This window comes from Mesorhizobium sp. M1338 (genome assembly GCF_040318045.1).
In the GTDB taxonomy this organism is placed as follows: domain Bacteria; phylum Pseudomonadota; class Alphaproteobacteria; order Rhizobiales; family Rhizobiaceae; genus Mesorhizobium.
On the sequence record NZ_JAMYLL010000010.1, the window covers coordinates 17924 to 41885 of the forward strand.

The 23962-nt window shown below is 62.7% G+C and carries 20 protein-coding genes and 1 pseudogene; 7 read left to right on the forward strand and 14 right to left on the reverse strand.

Annotation, left to right across the window (positions count from 1 at the left end):
- Positions 1-85: 85 nt before the first annotated feature.
- The 12 genes and pseudogenes from nifH to NKH19_RS12405 all read right to left on the reverse strand — a co-directional run bounded on the left by nifH (position 86) and on the right by NKH19_RS12405 (position 13517).
- Positions 86-979 (reverse strand): nitrogenase iron protein, encoded by an 894-nt coding sequence (gene nifH / locus NKH19_RS12350; RefSeq protein WP_023763052.1) that lies wholly within the window; start codon positions 977-979, stop codon positions 86-88.
- A gap of 472 nt (positions 980-1451) precedes the next feature.
- Positions 1452-2708, reverse strand: a complete 1257-nt coding sequence (locus NKH19_RS12355) for a type II toxin-antitoxin system HipA family toxin (protein WP_352982165.1) — start codon at positions 2706-2708, stop codon at positions 1452-1454.
- Positions 2683-3009, reverse strand: coding sequence for a helix-turn-helix domain-containing protein (locus NKH19_RS12360; protein ID WP_352688265.1), 327 nt, complete (start codon positions 3007-3009; stop codon positions 2683-2685). The genes NKH19_RS12355 and NKH19_RS12360 overlap by 26 nt, the downstream gene beginning before the upstream one ends.
- A gap of 587 nt (positions 3010-3596) precedes the next feature.
- A complete protein-coding gene (gene fni / locus NKH19_RS12365; protein ID WP_352982231.1) occupies positions 3597-4643 on the reverse strand; it encodes a type 2 isopentenyl-diphosphate Delta-isomerase in 1047 nt (348 codons plus the stop codon).
- Between the two features lie 85 nt (positions 4644-4728).
- On the reverse strand, positions 4729-5631 hold the full coding sequence (locus tag NKH19_RS12370; protein ID WP_352982167.1) for a terpene synthase family protein: 903 nt from the start codon (positions 5629-5631) through the stop codon (positions 4729-4731).
- Positions 5628-7178, reverse strand: coding sequence for a hypothetical protein (locus tag NKH19_RS12375; protein ID WP_352982169.1), 1551 nt, complete (start codon positions 7176-7178; stop codon positions 5628-5630). The genes NKH19_RS12370 and NKH19_RS12375 overlap by 4 nt, the downstream gene beginning before the upstream one ends.
- A 146-nt stretch (positions 7179-7324) precedes the next feature.
- A complete protein-coding gene (locus NKH19_RS12380) occupies positions 7325-8311 on the reverse strand; it encodes a polyprenyl synthetase family protein (protein WP_352982170.1) in 987 nt (328 codons plus the stop codon).
- A gap of 143 nt (positions 8312-8454) precedes the next feature.
- On the reverse strand, positions 8455-9798 hold the full coding sequence (locus NKH19_RS12385) for a cytochrome P450 (RefSeq protein WP_352982171.1): 1344 nt from the start codon (positions 9796-9798) through the stop codon (positions 8455-8457).
- The gene (locus NKH19_RS12390) at positions 9798-10640 is read right to left on the reverse strand and encodes an SDR family oxidoreductase (protein ID WP_352854586.1); all 843 of its coding nucleotides are present in this window, start codon (positions 10638-10640) and stop codon (positions 9798-9800) included. Before NKH19_RS12390 ends, NKH19_RS12385 begins: the two co-directional genes overlap by 1 nt.
- A 168-nt stretch (positions 10641-10808) precedes the next feature.
- A pseudogene (locus NKH19_RS12395) lies at positions 10809-10952 on the reverse strand (ferredoxin); the annotation flags it as partial.
- Positions 10936-12225, reverse strand: coding sequence for a cytochrome P450 (locus tag NKH19_RS12400; protein ID WP_352982172.1), 1290 nt, complete (start codon positions 12223-12225; stop codon positions 10936-10938). The gene NKH19_RS12400 and the pseudogene NKH19_RS12395, both read right to left, overlap by 17 nt.
- Before the next feature lie 89 nt (positions 12226-12314).
- A complete protein-coding gene (locus tag NKH19_RS12405) occupies positions 12315-13517 on the reverse strand; it encodes a cytochrome P450 (protein WP_352982174.1) in 1203 nt (400 codons plus the stop codon).
- Between the two features lie 1644 nt (positions 13518-15161).
- On the opposite strand from NKH19_RS12405, the gene NKH19_RS12410 reads away from it, so the two are divergent.
- The 7 genes from NKH19_RS12410 (at position 15162) to NKH19_RS12440 (ending at position 21099) form a co-directional block, all read left to right on the forward strand.
- The gene (locus NKH19_RS12410) at positions 15162-15695 is read left to right on the forward strand and encodes a peroxiredoxin (protein WP_352982176.1); all 534 of its coding nucleotides are present in this window, start codon (positions 15162-15164) and stop codon (positions 15693-15695) included.
- Between the two features lie 69 nt (positions 15696-15764).
- A complete protein-coding gene (gene rpoN / locus NKH19_RS12415; protein WP_352982178.1) occupies positions 15765-17201 on the forward strand; it encodes an RNA polymerase factor sigma-54 in 1437 nt (478 codons plus the stop codon).
- A 57-nt stretch (positions 17202-17258) separates the two neighbouring features.
- Positions 17259-18476 (forward strand): MFS transporter, encoded by a 1218-nt coding sequence (locus NKH19_RS12420; protein WP_023727155.1) that lies wholly within the window; start codon positions 17259-17261, stop codon positions 18474-18476.
- Between the two features lie 124 nt (positions 18477-18600).
- Positions 18601-18891: a hypothetical protein gene (locus NKH19_RS12425; RefSeq protein ID WP_023727154.1), complete on the forward strand. Its 291-nt coding sequence runs from the start codon at positions 18601-18603 to the stop codon at positions 18889-18891.
- 31 nt (positions 18892-18922) lie between these two features.
- On the forward strand, positions 18923-19294 hold the full coding sequence (locus NKH19_RS12430; RefSeq protein ID WP_023727153.1) for a type II toxin-antitoxin system RelE/ParE family toxin: 372 nt from the start codon (positions 18923-18925) through the stop codon (positions 19292-19294).
- Complete coding sequence (locus tag NKH19_RS12435; protein WP_352982181.1) at positions 19294-19689, forward strand: XRE family transcriptional regulator; 396 nt, start codon at positions 19294-19296, stop codon at positions 19687-19689. The genes NKH19_RS12430 and NKH19_RS12435 overlap by 1 nt, the downstream gene beginning before the upstream one ends.
- A gap of 66 nt (positions 19690-19755) precedes the next feature.
- Positions 19756-21099, forward strand: a complete 1344-nt coding sequence (locus tag NKH19_RS12440; RefSeq protein ID WP_031251478.1) for a hypothetical protein — start codon at positions 19756-19758, stop codon at positions 21097-21099.
- Between the two features lie 171 nt (positions 21100-21270).
- On the opposite strand, the gene NKH19_RS12445 is transcribed toward NKH19_RS12440, so the two are convergent.
- Both NKH19_RS12445 and NKH19_RS12450 read right to left on the reverse strand, forming a co-directional pair.
- Complete coding sequence (locus NKH19_RS12445) at positions 21271-21981, reverse strand: reverse transcriptase domain-containing protein (RefSeq protein ID WP_352982183.1); 711 nt, start codon at positions 21979-21981, stop codon at positions 21271-21273.
- Positions 21982-22791: 810 nt separating this feature from the next.
- Positions 22792-23538 (reverse strand): hypothetical protein, encoded by a 747-nt coding sequence (locus NKH19_RS12450; protein ID WP_352967557.1) that lies wholly within the window; start codon positions 23536-23538, stop codon positions 22792-22794.
- Between the last annotated feature and the right edge of the window lie 424 nt (positions 23539-23962).

Below are 23962 nucleotides of genomic sequence, written 5' to 3' on the forward strand. Positions count from 1 at the left end.
AGGTTCAGGGTGACGCCTCACCGACGAGGCGCCGTTCTTTGAAAGGCGCACCAGGTAAGGCGGCGCCTCATGTCGGCAGCAGTCGCTACTGTGCGGCAGTCTTGGCCGCTTCCTTGACCTGAAGCTCGGCAAGCATCTGCTCGTCGGTCTTCATGATGCCGAAGTCGAGCAGCATGTCCTCGAGCTCCTCCATGGTGATCGGGGTCGGGATGGTGCCCTGGCCCGAATTCCCGTGAATCTTCTCGGCCAGCGCCCTGTATTCCCCGGCCTGCTTGGAGTCCGGCGCATACTGGATCACAGACATCTTCCTGAGCTCGGCGTGCTGGACGATGTTGTCGCGCGGCACGAAGTGGATAAGCTTGGAATTGAGCCTGGAAGCCAGCGCTTCGGCGAGGTCGAGCTCGCGGTCGGTTTGGCGCTCGTTGCAAATCAGGCCGCCGAGCCGCACGCCGCCCGAATGGGCGTATTTCAGGATGCCCTTGGCGATGTTATTGGCGGCATAGAGCGCCATCATCTCGCCGGACATGACGATATAGATTTCCTGGGCCTTGTTCTCGCGGATCGGCATCGCGAAACCGCCACACACCACATCCCCGAGCACGTCGTAGGAGACATAGTCGACATCGTCGTAGGCGCCGTTCTCCTCGAGGAAGTTGATCGAGGTGATCACGCCGCGGCCGGCGCAGCCGACACCTGGCTCGGGTCCGCCCGACTCCACGCATTTGATGCCTTTGTAGCCGACCTTGAGCACGTCCGCGAGTTCCAGGTCTTCCACCGAACCTTCCTCTGCCGCGAGATGCAGGACAGTATCCTGCGCCTTCGCGTTCAGGATCAGGCGGGTGGAGTCGGCTTTGGGGTCGCAGCCGACGATGAGGATTCTCTGCCCGAGGTCGACCAGGGCGGCGAGCGTATTTTGGGAGGTGGTGGACTTGCCGATGCCGCCCTTGCCGTAAAAGGCGATCTGACGCAAACCTGACATGTAGCTTTCCTTCCTTCGTTCCCATTCATCGCGGCTGCCGCGACTTGAATGCCGGTCGGGCAGCTCTAGCCGCCTCGCACCTAAGGATCTCAAGACTCATGCCAATTTGGCTGATCCAACCGAAGAATAATTTCATGGTTGCTTTTCAGGGGTTTAGCTTGAGTTCCAAGAAAGGATCGTCGGAACAGCCCGTGTAGCGGACGCGACATTGGCGACACAAAGCGTCGGATCGCGATCCTCAGTCACCGCATTCGGTTGAACCCCATCGTTGAATTGAGGTGCACGAACAGCATCTCGACCCTCTGCGGGAGCTGCGAACTCTTCTGTGCCCGCGAGCTGACGTGCTTGCTCAACGCGTGTCCAAGTGGACACTCCGCCGACTTTGCGCGCGATCCTAGCATACCACCGATCCACGGCCACTAATCCGGGGCACGGGCGAATAGTTCCGCTATATCAACCCGAGGGACTCGGTTTACTTCTCGGCGCAGGAGTTCAGTATCGGCGTCATCGCCTTCACATGTCCGTCGATCCGCTCGAGCACTTTCGCTGCGACAACGTCGCGCTCAGGCAGATGCCACCAGTACTCGTTGACGAGTTTGACCGTCTCGACCACTGCCTTCAGGACTGCTGGCTCCGGAAGCCGTGCACGGTTCGCAAATGCTTTCCATCGCGGTGCTGCTAGCGCCTTGAACGAGCGCTCTCCTCCAAGCGACAGCGCCATGGCGTCGGCGGGAATATATGGCACGGTGGATAGGAGGTCGTAGATTGGTGCAAGCGCCGGCTTGTCGCCGTTACCGGGATAGATCAAAGACCAGTTCTTCAGGTGCATGTCGCCATTGCCGGTGATGACGGTCAGTGCCAGGCGGCGGACGAACTCGAGAGCCGCCGTAGGCGAGACGGCCACGCCAAGAGCCAAGGCTATGTCGTGATAAGCAGCCCCCTCATATTTGCGCGAGGGGTATACACCGAAGACCTGAGCGAAATCCTCGATGTGTATCCTCTCGCCACCGGCGCCGCGATCGAAGCGTTTGACGAGAAGGACCTTGCCTTCCGACAGCGTATTGAATTCTTCGGGAACGCCCTCAAAATCGGACTTCTCGACCAGTTCGCATTCAGGAACCTGCATGCCGATTGCTGCTGCCAGCGCCAGGTTGGCGAATTCGTTCTCGGAAACGCCCGGAAAGGCCGTCGAAGGGAACTTGGCAATGTACCGGCCCTGCTCGCCGTCCAGCGGCAAGGTAAGGCCGCCGCCTTTTCCAATGTTCTTCATGACCGACAGCTTCATCTGCACGCCGGCAAGCGAGAACCGTGCCTTGGGCTGATCCTTTGAAGCATCCTGCGAAACCGCTATCGCGCCGTCACTGGGCAACGCCCGTACGGCTCCCGGCAGATCGGTGCCTAGTGCCGCTAAAAGATCGAAGTCATTGCCTGGCCGCACATTGCCTTCGTGGTGCCTTTCCATCGCCTCCCGCAATTTCTCCTCCGGCAGGAGGTTCGCGAAGAAAGCGGGCAAGGCGCTTGCCAGAGGCTTCGGATCTTTCCGCAATCCTCCCGTCGCTGCCCGGAACGACAGGCTGAGAACCGGAAAGCCGCCCGTCGCGCGGTAGGCCTCATCGAAGTTGAATGCATTGAAATCGCCCGGCGTCCTGACGATTGTGCCGATCTTCACTGCGTTCAAGAGCACGTCCAGCGACGGGATCGTCTTAGGTGCGCGAAAGACTGGAGGCATGATCGTCATCGTCAGGTTGAGAAACAAAGGCGGGTCGATCGTCATCATCATGCGGACGCAATAGAGCCTGGACAGCCGGCACCATGACTTGCGGAACCAGCATCATTTCCAGACCGAGCGCGCGAGCGATATTCATGAGCGTTGTTGCACGCGCGGCTGCGGCTCCCTTTTCGATGTCGCGATACCGGGGACGGGATATACCCGCCAAATCAGCGACCTGCTCTTGCGTCATCGCAGCGGCCAGCCTCGCCTGCCTGAAAAGCCCACCGATTTCCCGTAGAATTTCCGATTGAGAGTCCATATGATATGTAAACGATCCATTCCAATGCCAGATGATATGGCAGCGTATCTTATTTAGCGATCGAGGTCAACGTGTTAGGATCTGTTCGCGTATCATGCATCAGACAAATGATACGTAAAAAGATCAATCATCCTGCCTTTTGGCGCCCCCGACGGTGGACGCCGTCCGAAGCTGACGCCCGATCAGCGCTCCGAAATCATCGGAATGTTAAATCAAGGGGGTCCGGCGGCTGAAATCGCTCGTCTCTTCTCGTTCATACGGCCGGCCGCGCTGACTGGAGGTCAATGTGATCGCCACTCCTTGATCGCAATGGCTTTGTACCATCTGCTCCTGCCGGTCTCCCGCCGCACCTGGTGTTCCGACCCTTTTAGGGGCTTCTCGCTCTGCGTGACCGGTCACCCTGATCAAGCATCGACTTAGCCGTCGAATACCGCTTTACTCTCGGCTGTCCGTTCGGGGCATGGCGGGGTGCCTCCCCGATCACGAAGCAGCACCCGAACAACCCCGCGACCAGGCAATCCTCCCGCTTCCGAGACTTTCTCACTCAGTAAGACTAGCGCCCGCCGCACGTACGGGCGCCGCCGGCGTCAACCGGCGGGCAGGTGCGCCGAGGGCAACAAGCGCGCCTGACGCAACGCCACCAGATCAGCCGAGCCGGTGCAGAAGCAGGCGACGGCCAACTGGCGGATAACGATCTCGAAATGCGCGACAACCGCCTCGCTGGATTGCGTAGCCGCGCGCAGCACGCCGGCTGCCTGCCCGGCGATGTCCGCGCCCAAGCGGATGGCCTTGGCCACGTCGACGCCGTCGCTGATCCCGCCCGACGCGATCAGCTTCACCGCTGGCAGGGCCCGACGGACCGCCTGCACGCTGGCCGGGGTCGCAATCCCCCAATCCGCGAATGCCATTGCCACTGCGCGGTCGGCGGCATCGCGGGCCCGCTCGCCCTCCACCGCGGCCCAGCTGGTGCCGCCGGCGCCGGCGACATCGATCACCGCCACGCCCGCCTCGACGAGCGCACAGGCCACCGACGCGGACAGGCCCGATCCCACTTCCTTCGCCACGATCGGCACGCCCACGCTGCGTGCGGCGCGAGCGATCTGCGCCAGGACGCCGCGCCAGTCGCGGTCGCCCTCCGGCTGTACCGCTTCCTGCAGCGGATTGAGATGGACGATGAGTCCATCGGCCTCCAGTGCATCCACCGCCCGGCGGGCAAGGTCCAGGCCGTCGGGCTGGCGCAGTTGCGCGGCGCCGATATTGGCCAGCAAGGGAACGTCTGGGGCGAGGCGGCGTAGCGCGCGCGTCAGCCCCTGGGAGTTGCGGGATTGCAGGCTCACGCGCTGCGAACCGACGCACATGGCAATCCCCAAGACTTGCGCTGCCTCGCTCAGATGCCGGTTAATGGCCTCGGCGCGTGGCATGCCGCCGGTCATGGAGCTGATCAGCAGAGGCGCGCGCATGGTCTTGCCCAGCAGCGAGGCGCTGAGGTCGACCTGCGTCAGGTCCAACTCGGGCAATGCGCAGTGTTCGAAGCGAATGTACTCCCAGCCGGCGGCCTTGGCCCGTGCCGTTCGACGATCCAGCACGATGTCCAGGTGGTCGTCCTTGCGCCGGCTCAGGTTGGTGTCGCTGATGCTCGCTCCATCCGCCGCATCGGGCGACGGCGTTGCGTCGGATCGGACCGACGGGAGCGCGCGCACGCCGCCGCTTCCCGCGCGTTCAGGCCGGCGCACGCTGGCCTCGCTCCGCAGCGTCGCTGCGGTAGCGGCTGGTTGAGGTCTCGTAGTACTGCGCGCGGATGGCCGCCATGGCGTCGATCAACGGTCCCCACGGCGCGGGAAAGCGTTCTTGCGCCATCACCCGGTGCAGCATGCGTGTGTGGCCGGCCAGCTCGTCGTTGAGGAACTCCACCACAGGCATAGCCGGATAGCGCTGCAGCAGCAGGATCGCCGCGTTGTCGGCCTCGCCGGCCGACCTATCCTTTTCGCGTCCATGCAGGTCGTTCTGCAAGCGCCCTATCGCGGAGATGAGCCGCAGGACCTGGCGAAACGCCGGACGCGCGCGCAAGGTCGCCATGTCCAGCCCCCACAGCAAGGACAGGCAACAGAACACGTTCGTGTAGGCGATCGAATCCACGCCGTTCTGCAAGTACTCGGCGTAGGACCAGCGCTGCGCCCCTGCCGCCTGCGCGTGTCCGGCGCGCAGCGCCGCGCAGTAGCACCGGGTATCGTGGAGAAGCTGAGCATAGTCGCGACGATCGTAGGCGAGCGCGGCGAGCGAAGCGCGCAGCACAGCACAGCCCTCGAATCCGGGGAGCACGCACGGCACGCCCTGCCCGAGCGCCTGCTCCACCGCGGCGAGCTGCTCCGGCGCGATCAAGCGAAGGTCGTTGCAATCGTCGAGCCAGAACAGCAGCGCCAGCTCGCGATAGAACGCCACGATCAGCGTTTCGTCGAGCGGATCGCGGCCGGTGCGGGCGCCGGTGTCCCGCAGGCTCGGATGGATGCGCTGCAGGATATACTGGCCGCCCCTGACTGCTTCCACGCCATGCTCGTCGGCGAACCCGGTCAGGGAACACCCCCACTCCAGCACCTGCTGCAGCGCGCGATCGGTCGGGATCATGGCCCCGCTCCTGCTCCCTCGGCCGAGACGCGCCGCCCCCAACGAAGCGCCAGCCACAACCCGGCGAGTTCGGCCACGCGCACCACCCGAGTGGGGCAATACAGTTCCTTTCCGATCCACAGCGGCGTCTGGGGCAATGCATGGGCTGCGTGGCGGGCGAGCATCCACTTCAGCGCGCGCGCCACCGCCTGCGCGATGCGCCGTCGCCCTGCCGGCTCTTCGCTCCCGTCCATCACGTGCAACGCGAACAGCGCATAGGCGGTTTCCTCGAATGTGGACGCGCGACCGGCGCCCCAGCCGCCGTCGTCGCGCTGCGCCTGCAGCAGCGCCGCCAGCGCGCGCTCGTCGCGCCACTGGGGCTTGCCTTGCGCGAGCGCAGCGATCGCATGCGCGGTGGGATACAGCCACGAAACGTGCCATTTTTCGTTGTCCCATAAACCGTGCGGGTTGCGATTGGCCTCGACGTAGGCGCTGGTGCCGGCGGCGGGTTTTCCCAAGATTCGCAACGCATGCAGGGCATGGATGTTGGTCGACACCGAGGCATTGCGCTCGCCCGGGAAGGTGACGAACAGCTCGCCGGTTTCGAACTGGCGCAACGCGTCGGCCGCCGGGTCGCGGCCTGCAAGGCGAAGGACGCACAACGCAACGGCGGTGTCGTCCGCATCGGCCGCGAAGTGCAAGGCAGGGCCCAGACCGCGGACTCCGAGGCGGGCGTCGAGTTGCGCGATGATCACTTGCAGCGCCTCGGCGAGCGCGGGATGCGCGAACAGACCGGCCAGATGCAGGGTGTACAGCGACCAGCATGGCTCGAACACATTGATCGGCCAGACATTGGGAACGACACCTTCAATGCCGGTGCGCGTTGCCCGCGATGCAGCCTGCAGATACCCGTCGGTGCGCCCGACGTGCGGCGTTCTTCCCTGTGTCACGGCGTGCGCACGCCACGCGGCGGTGGCCGCTGGACTGATGCCAATGCTGCCGTCGTCGTCCGGGCATGCGGTGGCCGGCGACGTCCCCCAGGCTTCCCAGGAGTGCAGCAATGGATGGCCGCTCGGCAACGTCGCAACTGCCCCCAGCTTGGCCAGGCGTGCTTGCCGCAACGGCAACAGCGCCGGGTGGCGCGCAAACGCCACGCCACCCAGCAAGGATGCGGCCTCGTCGCACAACTGCGGCAGGATCAGCTCCGCGCCGATGGGCGCGTCTTCCGGCACCGCATGCGCGTAGGGATCGGGCTGGCGCTCGAGGAACCGGGTTGCAGCGTGGACTGCGTCGGCAGCGCCAGGAAGAGGATCGGCACGCTGCAATGCCAGCAACGCCGCCCAGGTAGGCCCATGGCGAAACAGCGGGAAGTCCGCACTTCCCCATCCGCCATCGGCCTGTTGCTGCGCGATGAGCCACGCGTATGCGTCGTGCCGACCGGTGACGTTGCCGTCGAACTGCAGAGCTCGCGCCGTGTCGTATACGGACGGACCGACGCTACCGCCGTCGCTCATCTCGCTCAGCAGATGACGCAATTCGGAAAGGATCTGTTCGGACAGCGCGTTCACGCGGTATGTTCCTTCTGCAGAGGGCTAACGAGAACAGAAACGTGCAGACGCCGCGCACGTCGCCGCCGACACGGACACAGTTCAGCATGCAGCGCCGGCCGGCCGATCGCACCAGCACAGGGGCGAGTCCTTACGGATGGGCGCGCTCATGCGTGTGGCGCGGACAGATAGACCTTGGCCCGCTGCAGCATCTGCGCCAACCCTTCCGCACGCGGCCCCAGAGGGGCGATGGCCTCCCCGGCGTCGTGCAACAAGTACAGCGCGAACTGGCGCGCAGCCTGCAGCCCCATGATCGACGCGCAGGTCGGCTTCTGCGCCGCCGCGTCCTTACCGGGGGTCTTGCCAAGAGTCGCGGTATCCGCCGTCGCGTCGAGAATGTCGTCGGCCACCTGCAACGCCAGGCCGAAACAGGCGGTGTAGCGATCGAGCGCTGCATACAGCGCAGCGTGCGCGGCATCCTCCGCGATGGAGTATAGCGCGCCCATGCGAACCGACGCGCGCACTAGCGCTCCGGTTTTCATCCCGTGCATCGCCAGGATCCTGTCCAGCCCGGCGTGCTTTCCGACCAACGACAGATCCATGGCCTGCCCGCCTGCGGCACCCTCGGCGGACACCGCCTGCGCCAGTTCGCGCACGAGCGCGATACGGTTGTCGCCCGGCGCATCCAGGCTCGCCAGGGTCAGGAAGGCGTGGGCCTGCAGCGCATCGCCGACCAGGATCGCAGTGGCTTCGCCGAACTTTACGTGCACGGTCGGAAGGCCGCGGCGAAGCACGTCGTCATCCATCGCGGGCAGGTCGTCGTGGACCAGGGTACAGGCGTGCATCATCTCGATGGCGGCGCCGACGTCGTCGAGCATGTGCGCCGGCGTGCCCGCCAGTGCGCCGGCAGCCAGACAGAGCAAGGCGCGGGTGCGCTTCCCGCCATGCAAGGTGGCGTAGCGCATGGCCGCCATCAGCTCTGTCTTACCGTCGTCTTTGGCGCAGAGCAGACGCCCCAGAGCCTGTTCGACCCGCTTTGCGCCGTCCTGCATCCAGATCTCGGGGAGCAGCCCGCCAGATGCGCCGCGCGCCTGCGCGCCCAATCCGCCGGCGGAAACGCCGATTCGGTCGCGTGGAGTGGAACCGGTCTGCATGTTGTTGATGTCCTTGTAGCTGAGACGGCCACGGCGAGCGCAAGCCGTCACGGTGTTGCCGGCGTCACACCAATGCGTGCGCTGAGTGCAGCAATGCCGCGCCCCGCCGGCGCCGCTGCCTTGCCACACAGGGCGTGCCCAGCTCATGAGAAGCCTATGCGGATTGCCATGGACGGATGTGCGGTCGGGTAGTAGCGCCGGCCTTTTTCGACATCGCTGAGCAACTGCGGCCGCACCCCGGCCTTGTGCATGGTCAGCGCCAAGGCGATGCAGAACTGCACCATTTCCAGCCATACCAGATGGTAGCCGATGCAGACGTGTGGTCCGGTACCGAACTGCAGCATGTCAACCGGCCGGATCGGCTCCGTGCGTTGCAGCCACCGCGCCAGGCGGAACTGATCAGGCGCGTCGTGCAGCAGCGCCGAGGTCGAGAAATGCAGCAGCGGGATGCATAGATGGGTGCCCGCGGGAATGCGTCGTTGGCCGAGTTGCAATTCCTGCAGCGCGCGACGCGGCAGGAGCGTGGTCGCCGGATGCAGGCGCAGTGTCTCGCGGAACAGCGCCTCGGCGACCGGACACTGCGCCAGGTCCGCGTGCCGGGTCGGCACCGCGCCCACGCGTTGCGCCTCCTCGACGAGGGCGTCCCACAGCACAGGCTGCCGCGCCAGCTCGATCACAATCCAGGCCATCGTCGAGGCAGTGGTGTCGTGACCGGCAAGCAGTAGCAAGCGGATATTTGCGACCAGGACGTCATCGGAGAGCGGACCGTCGCTGCGGTCGAAGGCGCTCACCATGTCTTTGATCAGCCCGGTGCGCGCGGCATGCGCGCGCGCGTCGCGGACGAACCGGCGCAACTGCGCGTCGATCCAGTCGCGGGCGGCGCGGCCGCGCCGCAATGGCAGTCCGGGCAGGTCGACCGGTGGCGCGACGATCAACTGCAGCAATTGCCGGTACTTGCGATGCCATCCCGGCAGGTCCTGCGCGGGGATTCCCATGAGGCTGAAGATGAGCTTCAGCATCAGGTCGCCGGTTTCGCGCAGGATGGTTACCTCGCCGCGGGCGCGCCACGCCTGCACCCGCGCCTGGATGACGGGCGCGAACAGGTCGCCGATCCCGGCCTGGGTCAGCCCCTTGGGCAAGAACGCTGCCTTGATGGCATCGCGCGCCTGCCGGTGCGCGCCGCCGTCCAGGGCAACCAACGTTCCGCCAAGCAATTCGGGCGCGATCTCTTCGATCAGCGCCGAGGACACGTCCTTGTGCCTGAGCAGTGCGAATGCATCCGGATCCACGCAGGTCATCAGATGTCCGGCAGGGCCGAAATCCAGCCAGAAGTGGCTGCCCAGCGTGCGTTGCGCGCGCCGCAGCAGGCGCGGCAGGTCGCAGACAATGGCGGGAAGATGCCCGACCAGGGGGAAAGCGCCAGGCATGACCGGGATGTCGCATCGCAGCCGGTGCCGACGGTTGAGTGGGTTGAGCAGCATGTCCATCAGCAGCGCGCCGCCGCCGCCGATTCGGTGTCGCCGGCAGGGCGCGCGGCGCAGCTGTTGCCACCCTCGGCGTATGTCGGCACATGCGCCAGCATGCCGCCGTCGATGCACACGACCTGGCCAGTGATGAACGCAGCATCGTCGGAGAGCAGGAACGCCACGAGCGCGGCCACGTCCTCGGGGAGGCCGACGCGCTGCAGGAGCTGGTGCCGGCGCAGATGCCGTTGCATGCATTCGTCCAGCTTGGCGAGGAGACGCTCGGTCATGATAAGACCCGGCGCAACCGCGTTGCAGCGTATCTGAGAGTGACCGTACTGGGTGGCGAGCGAAGCCGAGAGCATGTTCATCGCCGCCTTCGACGCGGCGTAGGACGTCTGCGCCGTGTCACCGCTCAGCCCCTGGCATGAGGACATGTTGACGATCGCGCCACCGCCGCGGGCGATCATCCGTGGGATGGCCTGCCGGCAGCAGAGCAGCGTGCCGCGCAGATTGGTCGCCATGGTCTGGTCCCAGACTGCCAGGTCCAGGTCGAGGATCGCGCGGTCGCGCGGGGTCAGATGCATGGCGCTCGCATTGTTCACCAGCAGGTCGACCCCCCCGAAGTGCCGCTCCGCCGTCTCGAACAGCGCTGCCACCGCCTGATCATCGGCGATATCCATGGCTATGGGCAGCGCGTGGCCCGCTTCGGCCGCGATCTGCGCGGTGCAGGCGATGGTAGCCGAGCCATCAATGTCGGCCACCACCACTCTGCCGCCCCCGCGCGCGATGGCGAGAGCGCATGCCTTGCCGATGCCGGCGCCGGCGCCGGTCACCACGGCCACCTTGCCTTCAAACCTTCCCATCGTGTCTCCTGAATTGCATTGGTCTTTCGCGGCATGCCCCTCGGCCTGCGTCGGAGAAGGCGCCGGGTCGGCGCTGGCGCGCTCGTCATGGCCAGCGTCGTTTTCGATGATCCGAATGGCGGCGACCGGGCACTGGTTGGCCGCAAGCCGCACGGCGGCGTGCAGCGCCTGCGGGACCGTCGCCACGCACACTTCGGCCACGCCGTCCGGTTCGCGCTGGCGAAAGGTGCCAGGCAGCGTCAGCACGCACTGCCCGGTCGTTCCGCACAGATCCTGATCGACTACGACGCGCATCTCAGCCCTCCTGCCCATGCAGCCGTACCGGCAGCGCGCGGAATGTTCTAAGGAACGCGGAGGGCTCCCGGGTCGGCTGCTCGGCCAATGCCAGCGTGGGGAAGCGCGCCTGGATCCGCGGCAGGCTCTCGGCCAACTGCACCCGGGCCAGTTGCGCACCAAGGCAGAAGTGGATCCCATGGCCGAAGGTCAGCATGATCTTCCCGTCGATCGACATGCCAGGACTGGTGCCGTAGAACCGCACGGGATCGAAGCGATCGGGATCGGCGAAGGCGTCCGGGTCGCGATTGCCGGCCGCGATCAGCACGCGCACGTCCGCGTTCTTCGGGATCACCACGCCGCCCAGTTCGATGTCGCGCTGGGCGATACGCGGAATGGAGCTGAACATGGCGGGCGCGTCGTAGCGCAGGGCTTCTTCGACGAATGCCTTCACCCCTCCGGCATCTCCCTGCAGCCAGTGCCGCTGTTCGGGATACGCCAGCATCGCCAGGACCGCATGGCCGATGGCCGCGGCAGTGGTGGCGAAGCCGCCCAGCAGCATGCCCCAGAGCATGCTGATCAATTCCGCATCCGACAGCATCTCGGCATCGTCGTCGTGTGCGCCGACCAGCATTGACACGATGTCGTGGCGGGAATCGATACGCTTGCGCTGTATGAGGTCGCCGAAGTAGGCCTGCACCCTGGCGCTGGCCGCGTCCGCCGCGGCGAGCTGGGGATCGCTGGCGTGCGGGCTCAGGCCTTCCAGAATGGCGCTGATGCCGGTGACGAGCGCGAGAATGTCGTCCGGGGGCATGCCGAACAGTTCGCCGAAAACCAGCATGGGCAAGGCCAGCGCGAATTCCCGATGCAGGTCCACCGCCTCCCCGCGCTCCAGCGCGGGCGCCATGCCGTCCAGGCGCGCTGCGACGATGCGAGCGATGGTCGGCCTCAGCTTGTCGATCTGGCCCATGGTGAAATCGCGCGAGATCAGCCGGCGCAGACGCGTATGCGTTGGTGGTTCCTTCATCGCTAAAGTGGACGCCAGCAAACTTAGCGACAGGCTGGTCGCCGCCCGCGGGAAATAGCGCGCCAGTTCGCCTGGCGCCGGCCCCCGAAAAGCATCGCCCGTGGCCTTGAGCGCCCAGTAGATGTCGGCGTGGCGGCTCAACAGAAAGAGGCCCGACGCCGCGCGATGTACCGGATCGTGCTCGCGCAACCACCGCATGAATTGGTACGGGTCCTGAATGCACGCTGGCGACGCCAGTTCGGCGAAGGCGTCCCGGCATGATGCCATGGTGTCTTGCACGTCCATCTTGGTCACCTGTTGGCTGGCTGATCTGATCGGCGCGGCAGGCGCGCCGGCAATTCGAGAACATCGGGATACCTGGTGGCGTCCGCGTATCACCAGAGCACCGGGAACTCCTCGAACCCGCCAGTGATGATCTCCTTGCGCAACTTCAGTTCTTCGGGCGCCACGGCCAGGCGCAGCGCGGGAAAGCGCTGGAAGATCGAACCGAACACCGCCTTGAGTTCCAGCCTGGCCAGCGCCAAGCCGACGCAGTTGTGGGGCCCGTAGGAGAACGCCAGGTGCGGGTTTTCGTCACGTCCGATGTCGAAGATTTCCGGGTCGTCGAAATGGCGCGGATCGAATGACGTCGCCGGCAGGCCGACCAGCACCTTGCTCTCCGCGGGAACATGCACGCCCGCGATGGTCACGTCGGTCCTCGGATAGCGCATGATGCCGTCCCAGCCGGCGCCCGGCGGGTACATGCGCAGGATTTCCTCCACCGCCTTGTCCACCAGGGATGGATCGCCGATCAGGCGTTCGCGCTGTTGCGGATGGCGGAACATGGCCAGCAGGCCGAATTCGATCTGCGCCACGGTGCTCTCGTGCCCCGCCACCAGCATGCCAGCCGCCAGGCCGATCGCCTCTTCCTCGGTCGCCTTGCCCTGGTCGACCGCCGCGAGCAGATCCGTCAGCACGTTGTCGCCCGGATCCTGGCGCTTGTCCCGCATCTTGCCTCGAATGTAGGCGCGGAGTTCTTCCCAGGCCAAGCGCGACGCGCTTCGCGGGCCGCTTTCATGCTGGTGCGTCATCACCTCGTCGGACAGCCCGGCGAAAAAGGCGTGATCCTCGTAGAGCACGCCCATCAGCGCGCCAATGACCATGGCGGGAAGCGGAAAGGAGAGGTGGCGCCGCAGATCGGCGGGCTGGGGCTGGGCCGCCAGCGTCTCGAACAACTGCGCGGCGATCGCCTCGACCTGCTGCGCGAGCAGCTTCACCCTGCCGTTGCTGAAGGCCGGCGCCACGATCGTGCGTAACCGCGTATGCTCGTCCCCCTCGTGCGAGACCAGCCATCCTGGCGAACCGAGAATCACCGAATCCGGGGTGAATGCCGCCGGCGGCATTCCCGCGGGCCGGAACGCCGCGTCGGACAACACCGCCTTGGCCTCGTCATAGCCTGTCACCCACCAGCCTTCGTGCCCGGACGGGAAGCGCACGCGGTGGATCGGACCGTTGGCCCGTAGCGCCAACATCTCAGGCGAGGGCTCAATGTGATCGACGCGCCACATCGGCAGCGTCGGCAAAGCTTGTTCGGACATGCTGGCACTTCACTCTATAGCGATGGAAGGGCGGAAGGTGACCGGCGGGCGCTGCGGTAGAGAAGACCTAAGACGGCATGTAGACGACGTCGTCGGAAGGCAGACCGATTATCAGGATCGGCTAACGCTTAACTGTCTAGGCAAACGCGCGGCGAGATGCAGAACGTTATCCTGTACCTTCGAGGTCAGGATAAAGTCGGTGTGGTGGGCCTTTGACTCGCCGCCGGCCAAGATTTCCTGCGCAAGGGTCGACAAGGGCGGCGAGCTGTTGGGTAAGGCGGTTTCGCCGAGGGCCCCTGTCCATAGACGCTATCCGACGCGGATTTGACATTTTGCTTTTCTTTCTTCGTTCCATTCGTGTCATCCACGAAATGAAAGTCGGTCGGCGGCTCCCGGCCGCAACGAAGGTGCTTCAAATCTCGTGCCAATTTGGCAGCAGCAGAAAAAAATCGTGGCAGCTTCTCAGCGGCTTAGCCTGAGGCCAGAGAAGAGCTAGGCGAAATAAGCCGGTGTCGCGGGCAACAAAGGCGACGGTACAGTGTCGGACAGAACGCCTCGGGCGACCTTTAGGTCGGGCTTGCGACATTCTGGTCCAGTTTCGAACATAAGAGGGCGGCAAACAGACACGATTGGGGAATTCGATCCTCAGGGGCCAAGGCGCTTGCCCAAGAGCGCGCGCTCATGGTTGCCGCGACAGGCGCATGTTCGCGATAGGCGTGCCTGCGCACCCAAGAACGCTAGCGGCACGCGCTACGCAATGACTGGAGTGCCCGCCAGCCTCAGGTAGTGCATCGGCTCGGCTTCCGGTGTTCGTCTTTGCCCAGCCGGGGCTGAAGCGCCGAATGTCCGCACCATACAGCATCGTTGTTGCCTGTGTGACGAGGCGGCATAGCGCGCGCCCGATCTTCTAAGACACGGCCTCCGAGAAGAAGGGGCGGTCCAACAGCATCTCTATTTGAAATGGCACGCCGCTTGCTGCTCTTGGTTAGAGCACCATGAAATCACGATGAAAGCGACTTGTGCCATGCCCGATACGCGAAGCTCCAAACCGTGGCCTGAAGAGACGGTGCCCGTTCCCGCTGAACATCGGGACATCGTCTTCTCCGGAAGTCCCTCCTCGGTGGCCGCTTTGCGCATGGCTGGTCCGATGCCGGCACGCCAACACGGGCCGCTCGCGCAAATGCCGTTTACCGGTTCTGTTCAGCATGGGAGTGCCCAAGAGCCCCGTCAAACGGTCACCCAAGCCAAGGCCGGCGGGTCGCTGCCACATATCGACAACACGCTGAACCAGTCCAGTGACGCGGGTCTGTTGCGTGAAGTGACATTTCAGGCCCCCACATGCTTGAGATATTGGCTACTTCCGGCCGCTATCCCTTTTCCAAACGCACGATCGCGAGTGACCGATCCCGCTTCCGGCGCCACAGCCGTGGAAAGCAAGCGGCTCGACGGTCTCCAGCTCGCTCAGATCGATTGCGTTCGGGTGGCCAAGACCAGCCGCCAAGACGTTCCCATACGTCGGGATGGAAAAGGACGTTGCGAGCCGCCGAGGCCCTCATTCCGTGCCCGAGCATACTAAGCTTTGCTCGGAATTGCGCCAGCCTCTGCCAGAATTCAACGGCAGTTTTCTTCTTTAGGAGCAACTTGATGACAGTTCAAAAGAAAGTTCCCTTCGTCACCTTTCTCACGCGTGTTCACGATAAGTCAGTCCAGGGGCCAAATCCATATCGCTGGCAAGAAAAGACATCTGACGATTACTTTGCCGGCAAGCGGGTCATCCTGTTCTCGCTGCCTGGCGCCTTCACGCCGACCTGCTCGACCTACCAATTGCCCAAGTTCGAAGACCTCTATGATGAGTTTGAGAAGGAGGGAATTGACGCGATTTACTGCCTCTCAGTCAACGACGCCTTCGTCATGAATGCGTGGGGGAAGTCCTTGGGCCTGAAGCAGGTCGAGCTCATTCCCGATGGCTCAGGCGAGTTCACACGCAAAATGGGCATGCTGGTCGCCAAGGATAATCTCGGCTTCGGGATGCGCTCCTGGCGCTACGCCGCCCTGATCAACAATGGCGTGGTGGAGCACTGGTTCGAGGAGGAAGGTTTCTCCGACAACTGCGAGGCCGACCCGTATGGCGTCTCGTCCCCGCAAAACGTTCTCGAAACGCTGAAAGCCGCCGCTTGACCTAGAAAACGTCTCACTGGTGCCATTGCCGGTCCCAAGAGGCTCCTCGACAGGATTATCGCGCTCACCATGCAATCCTCAGCAAGCCTGCTTCAGCGCCAGAAGCAATCCATGGTGGCATCGCCTCAACTCATTGAGTCGATTCGCTTGCTGCAACTGGCGCATACTGAACTGCATCAGTTCGTGGAGCGGGAAATTGAGAAGAACCCGCTCTTGGAATCTGCATCAAGCGATGGCGGGCCTTTTGACGACGTTTCGATTTCGGGAGCGGATCAGCCTGTCGGCCCTGGCGCAAACGCCGTTGAAGGACCGACCGGGGCAAGTTCGCCTGAACGGCTCGGGCAATGGAAATCACTTCGCAACACGACCAACAACCCGCCCGGCAATGGCCCTTCCCTCGACGAGTTTGCCACCCTCGCCGAAACATTGCACGACCATGTCGCTCGTCAGATCGCCCTCACTGCGTTCAGACCACAGGAGCGGCTGATCGCTGGCCAGCTTGCCGCCGATCTGGAAGACACTGGCTATCTTCGGGCAAACCTTTTGGAGCTGGCCGAGAGCCTGAATGTCCATGAGGCTGTTGTGGAACGGGTTCTCGGAACCTTGCAGCAATTTGATCCACCGGGAGTTTTTGCGCGAAGTCTCAGAGAATGCCTCGAGATCCAGTTGCGCCAGCGAAACCGGCTCGACCCGGCAATGGCAGCTTTGGTTGCCAATCTTGAAATGCTTGCGCGACGCGATTTTGAGGCGCTGAAGCAGCATTGCGGCGTCGATGAAGAAGACCTTCTCGACATGATGCATGAAATTCGGGCCCTCGATCCCAAGCCTGGGAACAGATTCCAATCCGGTGCGTCTGAATCAATCATACCCGACGTCTGGGTCACGCCCTCGCCGCAAGGCGGGTGGCAGATCGAACTTGATCCCGCCACGCTGCCAAAGCTGCTGATCAACCAAACCTACTATGCCGAAGTCACGCGTCAAACTGCCCAAAATTCGAAAGATCAAGCATTTCTCGACGAATGCTTGCAAAACGCGAACTGGCTAATCCGCAGCCTCGATCAGCGCGCCAAGACGATTGTTAAGGTTGCGGCTGAAATCGTGCGTCAGCAGGATGCCTTTTTGGAACATGGCGTCGCCCACCTGCGGCCTCTCAATCTCAGAACCGTCGCTGACGCGATCGGCGTGCACGAGTCGACGGTAAGCCGGGTGACCTCGAACAAGTACATGCTTACCCCGCGCGGAGTCTTTGAACTGAAGTATTTTTTCACCGTCGCGATCGCGTCCTGCCAAGGCGGCGATGCGCACTCCGCCGAAGCTGTCCGGCATCGGATCAAAGCGATCATTGCCGCAGAATCTCCCGGCGACGTGCTTTCCGATGAGGACATCGCTGTCCGGCTGAAGGAAACCGGCATCGATGTTGCGCGCCGCACCGTCACAAAATATCGCGAAGCAATGAACATCCCCTCCTCCGTGCAACGCCGCCGGGAAATGCGCTTGTGTTTTTGAATTTGGGTCAGGGCAACCAACATCACGTTGCATTGCATCAAAGTGGAGACTTCGTTCATGACCCAATCCGCGGCATGCGTCATGGACGCTGTTCTGCACGACCCAGAAAAACCCGTCCCACCGTCTGGTCCCGCATGGGGTGCGGTGATTTCGCTTTCCTTGGGCACCTTCGGGCTGGTCACGGCAGAGTTTCTGCCTGTCAGCCTGCTCACGCCCCTCGCGCATGATCTCGGCACAACCGAGGGAGCGGCTGGACAGGCGATGACGGCGACCGCTATCGTCGGGGCGATCTCGGCGCCCACGGTGGCCATCATCACAAAGCGCCTGGACCGCAGGACCGTCATGTGGACCATGACGCTGCTGCTGATCCTGTCGGACCTTCTGGCGGCCGGCGCGTGGTCGCTGGCGGTTCTCCTGACTGCACGCGTCGTGCTCGGCATAGCGCTCGGAGGCTTCTGGTCGATGTCGGCAGCACTGGCGATGCGGCTCGTTCCAAGCCACCTCCTGGCGCGCGCTATGTCGATCATCCTCACCGGCGTTTCGGTGGCTACCGTTTGCGCAGCTCCAATCGGCGCTTATGTCGGCGATATCTGGGGATGGCGAAGCGCCTTCATACTCGCCGCAGTCGGCGGCGCGGCTACACTGCTGGTGCAACTCATAACCATTCCGAGACTGCCTCCGATTGGAGTGGCTAGCTTCCGCAGCATGCTGGATGTGGCCAAGATTCCGATGGTCAAAATTGCGCTTTTGGTCGTCCTGCTGGTCGCTTCCGGCCACTTCGCCGGAATCACCTATATCCGCGCCTTCCTCGAGAAGATTCCCGCGCTGGATGTCGAGACGATCTCGCTTGTGTTGCTGGCTTTTGGCATCGGCGGATTCTTCGGCAATTTGGCCGGCGGGCTTCTGGCCGAGTACAGTCTCAAGGCAGTCGCGGCCCTTGCACCGCTGCTCATAGCGATAGCCGCTGTTTCGCTGCTGACGGCGGGAGCATCGGCCTTGGCCTCGGCGATTGCTGTTGCCGCGTGGGGGTTTGCCTTCGGCGCGGTGCCAGTGGGATTGCAGACGTGGATGGTACGGAGGGTCGTTCCCGAGCAGGCCCAAAGCGCCGGTGTGCTGCTGGTCACAGTATTCCAAGTGGCAATCGCTGCCGGCGCGATCTTCGGCGGACTATTGGTGGACAATGCCGGGGTTACCAGTGCCATTGCCTACAGTGCTGTTGCCACGTTCGTCGCTGCCCTCATAGTATTCCTGCTCGGCCCGAAGCGCGAAACCTAGACCGCCTGACAGAAAAGGCCTCAGCAGCGCAGCGGGACGAGAGATGCGATGCACGGCGCGGCGCGGTTCTCCGCACGATTACGCATGGACCAGCGCAGCGCCTCGCCGGCTTCACCTCCGGGCCATGGCGACCTTCGCCGCCAGACAAGCGAACCTCGCCGGCACCGGTTTCCATTTGGCGACGGTGAGCGCTGCCGGCGCGATGGAACCCTTTGCTGGCGGTCATATCCTTCACGACAAGCCGGCATTCTGGGCAAGCGACAGCTACGCGCCGGCCACGCCCGTCAGAACGCCGGTGACGATGCCGCTCGATAGCGCAGACAGGTCGCGAATTGCCAGTCGTGTCAACGGCGGCCGGATTATCGTCGACCGCGCGTACCTTGTTTCGGCCGCAGACTATCGTTCGGCAGCTTGATGATGTTGACCACATAGCCTAGGAGCTATATATGACTTGGGAAGTCGTTTTTGGCGATGAGTTCGATGGGGAGTTCGAGGCGTTGCCCCAGACAGTCCAAGATGAGCTATTGGCCTCGGCTAAGCTGCTCGGTGTGTTCGGGCCCCAGCTGGGGCGACCCCATGCGGATACCTTGAATGACTCGTCGTTTGCGAACATGAAAGAACTTCGCTTCGGCGCTGATGATGGTGTCTGGCGGGTTGCGTTCGCATTCGACCGGAAGCGGAAGGCGATCCTGCTCGTCGCCGGCGATAAGTCGGGCCTAAGTGAGAAGCGCTTCTATAAAAGTCTGATCGCCAAGGCGGACAAGCGCTATCAAGGGCATCTCGACCGTTTGGCGGCGGCGAAGAAGGAGAAGAAGTGATGGGACGCAAGCTTGACGACCTAATCGCTGCGCTCCCCGAGGATCGTCGGGAGCGAGTCGACGCGCGTTTCGAAGAGTTAAGGGGAGAAGTCGAGAGTCTCGGCGAGTTGCGGCGTGCCGCTGGAAAGGCCCAGGCCGAAATCGCTTCGGTCCTCAAGATCAAGCAGCCTTCGGTCTCGAAGATCGAGAAACAAGCCGACATGTACTTATCTACTCTTAAAAGCTACGTCGAGGCGATCGGGGGGCAACTCGAACTCGTCGTTCGCCTTCCCTCGCGCGCGCCCTTCCGTATAGAGCGGCTCGGCGACGTCGTGGCTCCCAAAGCCGTCTCCGTGCGTAGCGTTAAAAGAGCGGCAGGTGGACGTAATCGCACAAAGGCCGCACGCGCCGGCTGACCTCACTCTGTTTCGGCTAAAGACTACCGATGGGGCGAGATGGTCTCGTCGATGCAGGGAGTAAGTATGAGCAACGTCCTAGTTAAGCCAAAGACCGATCTGCCCGCCGTCACACTGCCCGACGTGACCCCTCTCTCCTCGCCCATGCTAGCCCAACTTACCGCCGCGTTGGGAGTCCCCCGCAATGTGCTCGCCGAGGACGACCAGATCGCCCATGCTTGGTCCCAGCTCCCACGCCTGATCAAGAAGATCCCTCCGCACCTGCGCGATGAGCGGATCGTCAAAATGTGTGTCGCCGTCGCCAGCGGACTGTTCGACGCAGCCATCAACTATGTTTGGAACGCGGCCGTGGTGGAACTGCGTGACAAGGTGCGACGGTTCGGCATCAACGTCGTCCCTCAGATCCTCGACGACAAGTCCTTCGACGAGGACACGCTCCTCGACCTCAAGGACGCCGAGCTGCTCGACCTCTGCCGTAAGCTCAACCTGATCGGTGACGACGACTTCTTCTTCCTCGATCAGTGCAGGGCCACACGCAACAGCTTCTCTATCGCACACCCAGCTGCGGGGACGGTCGACGAAGACGAGTTCCTGAGCTTCCTAAGCCGCTGTCAGAAGCATGCGCTCTCGAGCGCCCACAACCCTAAGGGGGTGGACACAAAGTCCCTGCTCGCCGCGCTGAAAGCAACGAAGTTCAAGAAGGATCAACGACAAGAATGGGAACGCCGTATCCAAGAAACATTCGAGGCCCAGCGCGAGCTGATCTTCGTCATGTTACACGGCATCTACTGTGACCCAGCGTCGGGAGAGGAAGCCCGCCTGAACGCCATCGCAATCTGCGAATCGTTCAGTAACGACCTTAGCCCCCGGACCAGGTCGGCGCTGGTGGATCGACACCAGGACTATAAGGCAAAAGGCGACGAAGCCCGTCAGAAGGCTTCGCTGCAGTTCTTCGAGACACTGGGCCAATTGTCGCTGCTGAGCGAAGCCGAGGTCCACAGTATCTTCACATCAGCGAGTAGGAAGCTCTTAAGTGTGCACAATGGCTGGGATAACTTCCACAACGAGCCGCCCTTCGCCGATCGGCTCCTCAAGCTGTCGCGGAAAAACCGCGTTCCGGAAACAGCGCAGGCCACTTTTGTGGAGGGAGTCGTGACGGCAGCGACTGGCAACTCATACGGCGTCTCGAACGCGGCGTCGCCATCCTACAATGAGATGGTCAAGTCGTTCTCGCCAAACGAGGTCAAGCTGATGCTGGATCTACCGAAGGCCTCAACCCTCGTCGCAAGTCGCATCAACTCGAACAGCGGCTGCGAGAAGCGGTTCCGCTCGCTCGTCGCTCTCGTTGATGCCAAGACGGTTCCCACGGCCTCGAAGAGCCTTTACGCAAAATGGGTTCCTAAGCCTTGATTCGCTGCGTTCCCGCTGACCCTGTTTCGTAGGAACCGCAGTGCCGAGACCGAGCCATTGATCGTCTGCCGCGCGACAATCAAGTTGAGAGCGGCTTTTCGCGGTAGGGACGCTCATTACTGAGCGCCCCCCCGCACAGATCCACGCGGGCGGCTTTCCCGCACGTGGCTCCTACCTCGAGTGTTTGACGGCGAAGCGGACACTCGGCCATGGATGAAGGTTGCAAGGCTTGGGAAGGTAGTCGTTGGCTAACTGCGCGATCCGTTCCCACGTAGCGCCGTCCTTCTGGCTGCGTCGCTGAAGCGTACGCCTCCAAAGGTCGATCACCCGATACCTGAACGCCGTGAGCGCCCGGATATTCGTTGGAACCGCGAAATATGCGAAGTGGCCTGTCACGATCTGCCTTAGCCACTTCCCCTGCTTGGGGATCGGCCAGTGCGTTCGCCGTCGCAGCTCGACCTTAATGTCCTGAAGCTTCGCCCGCATGCGGTCGCCGCGGGTCTTCCTTTGAAGCTGGAAGCGCCCTCGACGCGATTTTCCGCAGATGAACGTGAATCCCAGAAAGGCAAAGGTCTCCGGTTTGCCGAGCCCGCACTTCTTTCGACTGGCCGCCGCCAGGCGACCAAACTCAATCAGGCGAGTCTTGTCCGGATGAAGCGACAGCAGGAACTCCTCAAGCCTCGCGCGCATCGCTTCGAGAAAGCGACGAGCGTCGCTCTCATGCTCGAAGCCAACGACCACATCATCGGCATAGCGCACGATGATCATGTCGCCGGTAGCCTCGCGCTGTCGCCAGCGCTGGGCCCACAGGCCAGAACGTAATGCAGGTAGATATTGGCCAAAAGCGGCGAAATCACCGAGCTTGACCGGTTCCCCTGTCATCCACAGTCACGACCCCGTCTTTGAGGATGCCCGCCTTGAGCCATTTCTGGATCTGGCGGATGATGCGCGTCGACGATCCAGTTCACCTTCCGTCGGTCGATCGCGACGTACAAGGCATCCAATGCATCGTGCGGCCCTCTTGGGTCGGAACCCGTAGGAGAAACCACAGAAGTCGCCTTCGTAGATGGCATTGAGCACCATGACCGTTGCACCCTGAACGATCTTATCTTCCAGGGTGGCAATCGCCAACGGCCGCTGCTTGTCGCCGATCCAATGCTCCAGGAAGCGAACCAGCCATTCCCGGCTAACAACGACTCGCCGGACTTGCGGTGCGCCCTTGCGGATCACCGCCGCGAGCAGTTGCGGGTCGGACGCGCACTTGCCCCGTCAAATCCTCTGGCCGTCCTGCCGGATCGATATTGCCCTCTCTGTCGATATTGCCCTCTCTTTCGTGGACACGTCGAGACCGATATACTGTTCCATGGCTGTCCTCCATTCGATGCCAGGGCCCGGTGTCAATCGTGAGCCCGTTCTTCATCCTATCGGGGGGCAGCCAGCCGGCTAGAGGTTCGAACATTGCCGCCACGTCTCAGGTGGCCACCGCTGCCGCGATTACGTCATGTTCGTGCATGAAGCGCATTGCAGCCCGGCGGCTGTTAGGCCGCAAGCGGCACGTCCGGTTCGGGCCAAGGGCGGATGAAAAGCTGACGTTCGTTTGTTTGGCCGACGAGAAACCTGAGCGACCTAACACGCAACATAGGCCATTGCTAATCTTTCGATCGGCTCTCGACGCGAAGGCTGCGGCGGCGCCTAACGTGGCGACTTCAACACACCTGACGAGAGGCAAGGTACACCAAAAGGCTTCATCTCCCGTTTGATGTTCACCGTTTCAGCGGGGCTTGCGTGAGGTGTAATCATCACTTGGTCGATGAACGTCTTCGCCTTGATGTCGATATAGACCCCCTCTCTCAATGCCTGCTTGTCCAGCCAAAGGAGTCTCACCTCGTCTTCGAACTTGAAGGCACGCCGCTTGTGCAACAGCATGGTCGCGGCCATCCGGGTAACTTCTTTCTTCGATCCTTCTGCGACCGACTGCGCCAGACGAACAAGCGTTCTCTCGCCACGATATTGAACGCGGCCTAAAAAAGCGGAGCCGGCACCGTTCTTGAGGAGGCCTTTTGCCGCGTTCACCATAGCGTCCACCCGACAGCGGATTCGGACTACAGGAGTTTCCTTGTCGGGACCAAAGCCGGCCATTCGCCAACGCGGTTCGTCATGTGCACCTGTGGTCCAACACGAGCCGTACGGTTGGAACCCCGACAACGGACCGGGGCGATTGAACAGACCATCGCACCACCACCGCTCGTAGGGGTCCTGCCAACTTCGGACGGGCGAGAGCCGCAATTTGTTAGTTTCGAAAATCACCTTGGCGTAACGCCATTCAAGCATGTGATAGAGGAATGGCTTCGTGAGTGCGGGGTCCTTCATCACTTTCCGGCCGTCTGCGCCGCGCTCGACGAGTGACCAAGAGATGGGATGCTTCTGGTCGATGATCATGACAGATTCCCAAGAGCCGGGTCGGCACTCTAGTCAGCTATGAACTCTCTGTCATTTGGCATCACGCGTCTAAATTCAGGCCATTCAGACCTAGCGGCGTGCGCGCGGCAGTCGGTATGGTCTTGCGTGATTCCGGCCAGTCGACTAGAATAGCCCTATGATTAATCTAGCAACCCGTGCGTTTGAGTTTATCACGGCGCCACTTGGAATGGCAGCAGCAAGCTTTCCTGCGCTCTTGGTTTTTAAAAATACCTAAAAAATCGATATCTGTTATTTTAGTAGAATCGAAAGCGCCCTCGCCAGATCATAAATCTTGAAGGACATTGGCACAAAGGACTGGAAAGACCTTTGCGAGACTTCTGGCGCAAGCCAAGATGAATGGCCGACAGTCAAATCTCAGCCCCAGAGTTTACCCGGACGGTAG

Bases quoted from the DNA above. Each gene is read 5' to 3' on its own strand.
- nifH (WP_023763052.1), bottom strand. From the start codon at position 979: ATGTCAGGTTTGCGTCAGATCGCCTTTTACGGCAAGGGCGGCATCGGC.
- NKH19_RS12355 (WP_352982165.1), bottom strand. From the start codon at position 2,708: ATGCCTCCAGTCTTTCGCGCACCTAAGACGATCCCGTCGCTGGACGTG.
- NKH19_RS12360 (WP_352688265.1), bottom strand. From the start codon at position 3,009: ATGGACTCTCAATCGGAAATTCTACGGGAAATCGGTGGGCTTTTCAGG.
- NKH19_RS12370 (WP_352982167.1), bottom strand. From the start codon at position 5,631: ATGATCCCGACCGATCGCGCGCTGCAGCAGGTGCTGGAGTGGGGGTGT.
- NKH19_RS12380 (WP_352982170.1), bottom strand. From the start codon at position 8,311: ATGCAGACCGGTTCCACTCCACGCGACCGAATCGGCGTTTCCGCCGGC.
- NKH19_RS12385 (WP_352982171.1), bottom strand. From the start codon at position 9,798: ATGGACATGCTGCTCAACCCACTCAACCGTCGGCACCGGCTGCGATGC.
- NKH19_RS12390 (WP_352854586.1), bottom strand. From the start codon at position 10,640: ATGGGAAGGTTTGAAGGCAAGGTGGCCGTGGTGACCGGCGCCGGCGCC.
- NKH19_RS12400 (WP_352982172.1), bottom strand. From the start codon at position 12,225: ATGGACGTGCAAGACACCATGGCATCATGCCGGGACGCCTTCGCCGAA.
- NKH19_RS12405 (WP_352982174.1), bottom strand. From the start codon at position 13,517: ATGTCCGAACAAGCTTTGCCGACGCTGCCGATGTGGCGCGTCGATCAC.
- NKH19_RS12410 (WP_352982176.1), top strand. From the start codon at position 15,162: ATGACAGTTCAAAAGAAAGTTCCCTTCGTCACCTTTCTCACGCGTGTT.
- rpoN (WP_352982178.1), top strand. From the start codon at position 15,765: ATGCAATCCTCAGCAAGCCTGCTTCAGCGCCAGAAGCAATCCATGGTG.
- NKH19_RS12420 (WP_023727155.1), top strand. From the start codon at position 17,259: ATGACCCAATCCGCGGCATGCGTCATGGACGCTGTTCTGCACGACCCA.
- NKH19_RS12425 (WP_023727154.1), top strand. From the start codon at position 18,601: ATGGCGACCTTCGCCGCCAGACAAGCGAACCTCGCCGGCACCGGTTTC.
- NKH19_RS12430 (WP_023727153.1), top strand. From the start codon at position 18,923: ATGACTTGGGAAGTCGTTTTTGGCGATGAGTTCGATGGGGAGTTCGAG.
- NKH19_RS12435 (WP_352982181.1), top strand. From the start codon at position 19,294: ATGGGACGCAAGCTTGACGACCTAATCGCTGCGCTCCCCGAGGATCGT.
- NKH19_RS12440 (WP_031251478.1), top strand. From the start codon at position 19,756: ATGAGCAACGTCCTAGTTAAGCCAAAGACCGATCTGCCCGCCGTCACA.
- NKH19_RS12445 (WP_352982183.1), bottom strand. From the start codon at position 21,981: ATGACAGGGGAACCGGTCAAGCTCGGTGATTTCGCCGCTTTTGGCCAA.
- NKH19_RS12450 (WP_352967557.1), bottom strand. From the start codon at position 23,538: ATGATCATCGACCAGAAGCATCCCATCTCTTGGTCACTCGTCGAGCGC.